The sequence below is a fragment of the Mycobacterium sp. 1423905.2 genome, assembly GCF_001673155.1.
Lineage (GTDB): Bacteria > Actinomycetota > Actinomycetes > Mycobacteriales > Mycobacteriaceae > Mycobacterium.
Map to the genome: position 1 here is coordinate 1 of NZ_LZLE01000295.1, position 6,985 is coordinate 6,985.

10 protein-coding genes are annotated in these 6,985 nt (G+C 65.1%); 3 read left to right on the forward strand and 7 right to left on the reverse strand.

Annotation, left to right across the window (positions count from 1 at the left end; genetic code table 11):
- The 5 genes from A9W95_RS19310 to A9W95_RS19330 are packed head-to-tail and all read right to left on the reverse strand — an operon-like array spanning position 1 to position 4,108.
- Positions 1-312 carry a lycopene cyclase domain-containing protein gene (locus A9W95_RS19310; protein ID WP_067416359.1) on the reverse strand — a complete coding sequence of 104 codons (312 nt, stop codon included), beginning with the start codon at positions 310-312 and terminating at the stop codon, positions 1-3.
- The gene (locus A9W95_RS19315; RefSeq protein WP_067416363.1) at positions 309-632 is read right to left on the reverse strand and encodes a lycopene cyclase domain-containing protein; all 324 of its coding nucleotides are present in this window, start codon (positions 630-632) and stop codon (positions 309-311) included. Before A9W95_RS19315 ends, A9W95_RS19310 begins: the two co-directional genes overlap by 4 nt.
- Positions 629-1,570 (reverse strand): phytoene/squalene synthase family protein, encoded by a 942-nt coding sequence (locus A9W95_RS19320; RefSeq protein ID WP_067416366.1) that lies wholly within the window; start codon positions 1,568-1,570, stop codon positions 629-631. Before A9W95_RS19320 ends, A9W95_RS19315 begins: the two co-directional genes overlap by 4 nt.
- Positions 1,567-3,084: a phytoene desaturase family protein gene (crtI, locus tag A9W95_RS19325; protein WP_067416369.1), complete on the reverse strand. Its 1,518-nt coding sequence runs from the start codon at positions 3,082-3,084 to the stop codon at positions 1,567-1,569. The genes A9W95_RS19320 and crtI overlap by 4 nt, the downstream gene beginning before the upstream one ends.
- 19 nt (positions 3,085-3,103) lie before the next feature.
- Positions 3,104-4,108, reverse strand: a complete 1,005-nt coding sequence (locus A9W95_RS19330) for a polyprenyl synthetase family protein (RefSeq protein WP_082983199.1) — start codon at positions 4,106-4,108, stop codon at positions 3,104-3,106.
- Positions 4,109-4,578: 470 nt separating this feature from the next.
- Here A9W95_RS19330 and A9W95_RS19335 point away from each other — a divergent pair, with 470 nt between their 5' ends.
- Entirely contained in the window at positions 4,579-5,076 is a 498-nt protein-coding gene (locus tag A9W95_RS19335) for a MarR family winged helix-turn-helix transcriptional regulator (RefSeq protein WP_067416372.1), read from the forward strand.
- Here the strand turns inward: A9W95_RS19335 and A9W95_RS19340 are convergent.
- Both A9W95_RS19340 and A9W95_RS19345 read right to left on the reverse strand, forming a co-directional pair.
- Positions 5,057-5,458, reverse strand: coding sequence for a hypothetical protein (locus A9W95_RS19340; protein WP_067416375.1), 402 nt, complete (start codon positions 5,456-5,458; stop codon positions 5,057-5,059). The genes A9W95_RS19335 and A9W95_RS19340 overlap by 20 nt on opposite strands.
- Positions 5,459-5,494: 36 nt before the next feature.
- Complete coding sequence (locus A9W95_RS19345) at positions 5,495-5,986, reverse strand: STAS domain-containing protein (RefSeq protein ID WP_082983198.1); 492 nt, start codon at positions 5,984-5,986, stop codon at positions 5,495-5,497.
- A gap of 447 nt (positions 5,987-6,433) precedes the next feature.
- Here A9W95_RS19345 and A9W95_RS19350 point away from each other — a divergent pair, with 447 nt between their 5' ends.
- The gene (locus tag A9W95_RS19350; protein WP_156746289.1) at positions 6,434-6,685 is read left to right on the forward strand and encodes a hypothetical protein; all 252 of its coding nucleotides are present in this window, start codon (positions 6,434-6,436) and stop codon (positions 6,683-6,685) included.
- A gap of 67 nt (positions 6,686-6,752) precedes the next feature.
- Positions 6,753-6,985: DUF4383 domain-containing protein (locus A9W95_RS19355; RefSeq protein WP_156746290.1), on the forward strand; the 233-nt coding region annotated here is incomplete at its 3' end.

Sequence of the window (6,985 nt, forward strand, 5' to 3'; positions counted from 1 at the left end):
TCACCGACGCGCACGTTGCCGTTCCCAGAGCAGCAGGACCGCGGTCACCAAAGCGAAGCCGAACAGGAAGTCTTCGATCGGAATGTCGAACGGGAAACGCACACCGGTGATGTGGTGATCGTCATAAATGACGATCGGGGCACTGAGTTTGGTCAGCCACCCGTCGACCGGTATTTGAAAACCGAGCACGATCAACATAGACAGCCAGTATGCCGGGCGCCGGAACAAACCGGTATGCAGCACAGCCAGTTCTGCGGCGCACACCGCGACGACAGCGAGTACGGCCGGCACCGTGTAACCCAGGCCCGTCATCGCCGGTTGACCCGGTCCATGATGGCGTTCACGGCGTTGTACGTCAGCAGACCGCAGATCGGAATCACAAGGAAGAACAGCACTTCCTCGATCGGCACCCGAAACGGGATGTTCCAGCCGGTGAGGTAGGCGTAGTCGTACTTCCACACGTGCGCGGCGACCGCGATCTCATCCCAGATCAGAAACACCAGCGCGACGGGTACCACCGCCCGCAGCAGCCGACGCCACTGCCGGTAGACGCCAGGGCGGAATATCTCCAGCGGCGCGGTGATCGCCAGGCACGCGGCCAGCACCAGGAGATATTGCCAGCGATCGGTCATGCGGCCGCTTTTCGTGCTCGCCATGCGCGCACCAATCCGACACCGGCCACCTGCAGTCGCCGGGCTTTGCCCACGGCGGCCCGGCGACCGAACACCGCGAAGTCGCTTGCCTCGATGCAGTCCAAGATCTCAGCGTACAACGCCGCCGCCGTGGCGACGCACGGCCGCGACCGCGGTGCCAGCATGGCGATACCGGCGGCCGCGAAACGATAAGTGGCGCGAGCGATTTCGTGTTGGGCGGCCAAGGCGTCGCGGACCCGCGGATCGCTGCGACGGTGCAGATGACACCACATCAGCAGGTCGCGGTCCACTCCGTGTGCGGCCAGTTCGTCAGCGGGTAGATACACCCGCTGACGCACCAAGTCTTCGTCGACATCGCGCAGGAAGTTGGTCAGCTGAAATGCTCTGCCGAGCGCGGCTGCCCGGGGTGCCGCCTCCTCTTCGGGCACCGCCGTGCCCAGGATCGGCAGTACTTGCAGCCCAATGGCTTCCGCGGAGCCACGCATGTACAGGTTCAGCGCGTCGCGGTCGGGATAGTCGGTGACGGTCAGGTCCATCCGCATGGAGGTCAGGAAGTCCTCGAACAACTCCAGGCCGATGCCGTAGCGGCGTGCGGTGTCGGTGACCGCGGTGATGATCGGATCGTCGCGGTCACCGGCGCCACCGCACACCGCGCCGAAGAACCGGTCGGAGAATTCCTGCAGCCGCTGCGCGCGGACGTCGGTGCCCAAGCGCGGGTCGATGTCGTCCAGGATGTCGTCGGCGTAACGGGCGAATCCGTACAGGGCATGGATCGGCGGGCGCTGATCGGGCGCGAGCAGCCGAGTGGCCAGGAAGAAGGTGCGGCCGTGCGCGGCGTTGACCTCTCGGCACCGCCGATACCCGTCGCGTAACCGCGGATCGTCGATTCCGGCCGCAGCCAACTCGCTGCGGATCATGGCAACCTGGCTTTCATATCGAGCCGCGTCGTGGATCGGTCGGCGATGCCGGTGATGCGGTCCGCGGCCAGCCGTCCGGAAATGAGGGCCGTGGGCACCCCGACTCCGGGCACGGTGGAACCACCGGCAAGAACCGCATTGTCGATGCCGCGCACCATGTTGGCTGGGCGGAACGGCCCGGTCTGCAAAAACGTGTGCGCCAAGGCGAACGGGCTACCGGCCGCCATGCCCTGCCGGGCCCAGTCCGCCGGTGTCACCACCTCGAGCAACTCTGCGTGGTCGCGTAGCCCCGGCATCAGTCGCTGTTGAACGCGATCAAGCATGGTGTCCGCGTAGCGTTTTCCGTCCGTGTCCCAGTCGACGCGACCTCGGTCGAGGTTGGGTGCCGGTGCCAGCACGTACAGCAAGTCATTACCGTCCGGAGCCAACGTGGGATCGCTGGCAGTGGGTCGGGTGACCAGCAGCGAGGGGTCCCGCATGGGTTGGCCTTCGTCGATGATGTCGGAGAAAGTCTGGTCCCAGGCATCCCCGAACAGAATCGTGTGATGAGCGGTGTCGGGTGCTGCCTGGCAGCCCACATGCGCGACGACGGCTGACGGTGCCGGCCGTACCGGCAACACGCGACGCGGCTTTCGGCCCAGTAAGGCATAGGTCTGCGGCAATTCGGTGGTCAGCACCACGGCGTCGCAGTCGATGCGGTCCCCCTGGTCGGTGCGGACCGCACTGACGTGACCACCGCCGTGCTCCAACTCGGTCACAGAAGCGTTGTAGCAGAACCGAACTCCGGCATCGGCGGCCGCAGCGGCCAGGGCATCGGGCAGCGCTCGCACACCGCCCCGCGGGAAGACCACACCCGCAACGGTGTCCATATAGGCGATGACGGCGTAGACGGCAAGGGCGTCCCGCGGCGCCACACCGGCATACAGCGATTGGAAGGTGAACACTCGCTGCAAGCGCGGATCGGTGAGGTGGCGCTTTACCATCCGGTCCCACTTGCGGAAGCCGCCGATGGCGGTGAGTCGCGCCAGTGACGGGGTCAGCAGCGAGAGCGGCGAATCGAAATTGGCGGCGATGAAGCCGTCGAACTCGGTGCGATACAGCCGCTGCAGCCACTGCCGTAGCCGCCGGTAGCCCGCGGCCTGGGCCGGCCCAGCGAATTCCTCGACGGCGGCGCTCATCCGATCGGCGTCGCTGTGCACATACAGCGCACTGCCGTCGGCGAATTCGGCGCGATAGGCCGGATCCACCGGCAGCAACTCCAAGCGGTCGGATCGGTTTTGGCCGACGGCGGCGAACACGTCGTCGATGATGTCGGGCATCGTGATCACGGTCGGTCCGGTGTCGATTCGGTAGTCGCCGATATCGAGGCGCCCGGCACGTCCGCCTGGCCATGGGTGACGCTCGACGACGGTGACTTCACGTCCCCGGCCGGCTAGGTGCAGTGCAGCGGACAGGCCGGCCAATCCGGCGCCGATCACCACGACCCGATCGCCGCGTCCGCGGATGGTACGCATCTTCAACTCGGCTCCACGGTCATACCACCCGCTGGGTGCAGGCGGTCGCCATGCCTGCCAGGGCAGAACGTACGGAATCGTCTATCGGCAACTGCCGTAACTCCTCTTTCGCCGACGAAACACGTTGTCGGATCATGGTTTCCACATGCTGTACCGCTCCGGTGGCTTCGATCAACGACTTCCAGCGTTCCAGTGCCTCGTCGTCGAGGTCATCGGTGGCCATCAGCACGGCTAGTTGTCGGCGGGTGGCCGCGTCGGCCCGCTCCTGGGCGGCCACGACGACGCTGGTCGCTTTACGTTCCCGCAGGTCTCCGGCGCACGGCTTACCGGTCACCGCCGGGGCGCCGAAGACGCCGAGGATGTCATCCCGCAGCTGGAAGGCTTCCCCGACGGCCGCGCCGTAGCGGCCAAGACCGGCCAGCGTGTGGTTGTCGCAATAGGCCATCGCGGCACCGATCTCCAGCGGACGGCGCACGGTGTAGTTGCCGGACTTGCGCCGGGCCACGTCGAGCACCGTGTCCAAGGACGGCTGGCGGCGAGCGTCACTGGTCAGGTCCGCGAACTGGCCGATGGCCAGTTCGGTGCGCATGGCGTCGTATCGCGGCCACGCGCGCTGTAGGCACTGCGGATCCACGCCGCTTTCCCGCAACATCTGTTCCGCCCAAATCAGGCACAGATCCCCGAGCAAAATGGCACATGATTCACCGAACCGCCGCGCCGAACCGGACAACCCGCGCTCCCGGTGCCAAGACTCGAATTGCAGGTGAGCGGCCGGCCGGCCGCGCCGCTCGGGCGAATCGTCCATGACGTCGTCTTGCAGGAGCGCGAAGGCGTGCAACAGCTCCAAGCTGGCGCACGCAGCGAGCGCCGCCCGGTTGGGGGGCGCACCGCACCGCCAACCCAGATACATGAACGTCGACCGCAGGCACTTGCCCCCGGAGATGAACTCCATGAGTATGTCCCCGGCGGCATCGATGCTGGCGCCGTCCAGCTCCGCACGCCGCGCGGCAACGAACTGGGTCATATCGGCAAGCACGGCCCGGCGGACATTGGAACGCCACGCGTCGAAGTCGTCGGGGACCGCCCAACCGCCGTCGATCGGCAGCACATCGGCTGCAGGGCTCACCGAAAAAGCACGCACCGTGGCCCCGCACCCCCTCGTGGGCGGCTGGGCAGCCGCCTGCTCGAACACTTCAAACACGGGCCGACATACCCGGCAGTTGGCGCGTCAAAACCCCGCGAGGGCGTGCGGAAACTCCGTCGGCTGTGCTTCGTGGCGGTGACACCGGCTGCCCTCCTCATTCACGATCTTAAAAGTTAATTTACTGAACGATTCACCCGATCGCCAGACGAAGGCCGCTTCCTTCGGTGGTCCAGCAGTGGGCGCCTGGCGGGTTCGGCCAGGTCAAACTGACAACGCCGGCCAGCGCGGCAGTGGCAAATAGTTCAGCCGATTAACGGTTAACTAACTGAAATGATGCGTTGTTTACGGATATGCTGCACACAGTTATGGAACCCGACGAGCACGCCTCCAGTCGGGACGCACTGGAGTCGCTGATTGCGGCCGATCTACGGGAGTTGTCGACCGAGTCCGATCAGATCGGCCGCTTGTTCGCGATGTCTCACGACCTGCGGCCCAGCGACTTTCGCGCGTTGCTGCACATTCTGGTCGCCGAGACGGCTGGACGGCCGATGACTTCAGGTGACCTCAGCCAACGCATGGGTATGTCCAGCGCGGCGATCACCTACCTGGTTGATCGAATGATCGACTCTGGTCATATTCGGCGCGAGACTCATCCCGATGACCGGCGCAAGGTAGTGCTGCGTTACTCCGAGCCCGGACTGGCCACGGCTCGGTCCTTTTTTCAGCCGTTGAACACCCACACCCACACCGCGTTGACCCAACTACCCGATGGCGACCTCGCGGCCGCGCACCGGGTCTTTTCCGGTCTTATCCAAGCGATGCGCGGGTTCAGGGCCGAGCTTCGTTGAGTGCCGCAACGAGGCCCTCCGGATCCGCGACCGTCACGGTGAGTGCCGAATGATCGCGGAAACCCAACACGCGGTGCAGCGGCGGATCGAAGTCGATGCACACCCCTGCTCGGGCATTGGTACCGAACGTGAGCCCGTCATCGACGAAGGACAATCGCGGGCCTACCGCCGTCCACCACCGGTACGGGCCGGTCAGGTGCGCATCTTGGACCTGCGACAGCGGTGCTTGGGCCCGCAAAGGTCCGTATCGCGCAACGAAACGTCCGTCTTCGGTCAACGTCACACCCTGATTGCCGGGCCATCGGAACGGCAACCAGAGGGGGGCAAGTCGCGGGTCGTAGTAATACGGAAAGTGGCGGCCATTCTCGCCGTGCTGCGTCAAATCAGGCTCCGATCACTCGGGCTGCCGCAGCAGCCGTCAGGCGTCTCCGGCCGCCCGGGCCAGATAGGCACCCTGCTCCGGCTGACGAAGGCGGGCCAGGCCGGCGAGTAAGTTCCTGCGGGCGCCAAGGACATCGTTGACCATCTGCAGCGCCTCGGGGACCGAATCGACGACGTTGAGGCCGTGATTGGTGACCAGACGCAACAACGGTCGCAGGGCCCGACCGGTAACAACGGTGAAGTGCAGTCGCGCCTGCTCGTGCTCGTGGTTGAGCCTGAGCAGCGCCCGGAATCCGTCGATCCCCAAGAACTCCACATTGCTGAGATCGAGGATCAGCGGGCTTTTCATCCGGGCGAACCGGCGAATTTCGTTGGCCAGGGAGTCGGCATTCGACGCGTCAATCTCTCCGTCGACGCGCAAAACGGTGGCGATGCTGCGCGCATAAACGTGTAACCGCGCACCCGCGCAGTCGACCACATAGCGGTAGCGGGATTCTCCCTGGAAGTCACTTCTCGGCGAAGCATTCATGTATTGGCGCCCATCAAGTTTGGGTGTTGAGCGCGGGAGCGACAGCCGTCCGACCCGTCGTGACCCGCGAGTGTCAGCTGTTAACTCAACCTGCTTGAGATACTACTACGACGGTGGGTGGGCGGCAGCTGAAACGAGACATCGTTACAGGACATCAACCGACAAAGTTCCAGTAGCGACGTGCAATTCGGCTGTGCTCGGCACTCGTCAGCCTCGAAGCTTTCGTTTTTCGGACGTCTTGCGCTCAAACCATGTTCGCTTGCCGGCCACGCCCGCACCGGGCCACGTCCTACTTGATGACCGGGGTGGTGGGAGCTGTGCGTGATTGACCGCTCGACCGCAGTTTGGCTGCCCGGTGAGCGGGTAATCGGCCGCGACCGGATGGCATAAACGCCGGTGTGAATTGCCGCCGACGCGCCTCGAATGGCGGCTGGGACGGTGCGGATCATGAAAAAGCCACGTCGCAACTTGTGGTTATTCGCGGCCGCCATTGCGATCGTCGTCGGGGCTATCGTCGCACCGGCTCCAGCCGATGCCGATCCAAACGTCACGGCTTATCCCGGTATGGAAATTCACCAAGGCGACGCAGCCTGCATGGTGGGCTTCGTCGAGCCGGAATTGCGCATAGCTCTGACCAGCGGTCGGTGCGACGTCGACCCGATTGTGACCGATAGCCGGGCCCGGGTGATCGGGCCATGACAACCAACCGGGGACCGGCGCACCCGGTCAAGCGCACCTCCACCATCACCGGCGTACACCGGTGCAGATGGCTTCCCTGGCGGTCGGAGCGGTGTTCCCGATCGTCGGCGTGGGTGGCTTCATTCCGGGTCTCACCCCGCATTACGACACGCTCAGTTGGGCCGGGCATCATTCCGGTGCGCTGCTGCTGGGCCTGTTCAACGTCTCGATCCTGCCCAACTTGGTGCACCTGGCCTTCGGGGTGGCGGGCATCGCGTTGTCCCGGACCATCGACGGCGCACGGTGGTTCCTGATCGGCGG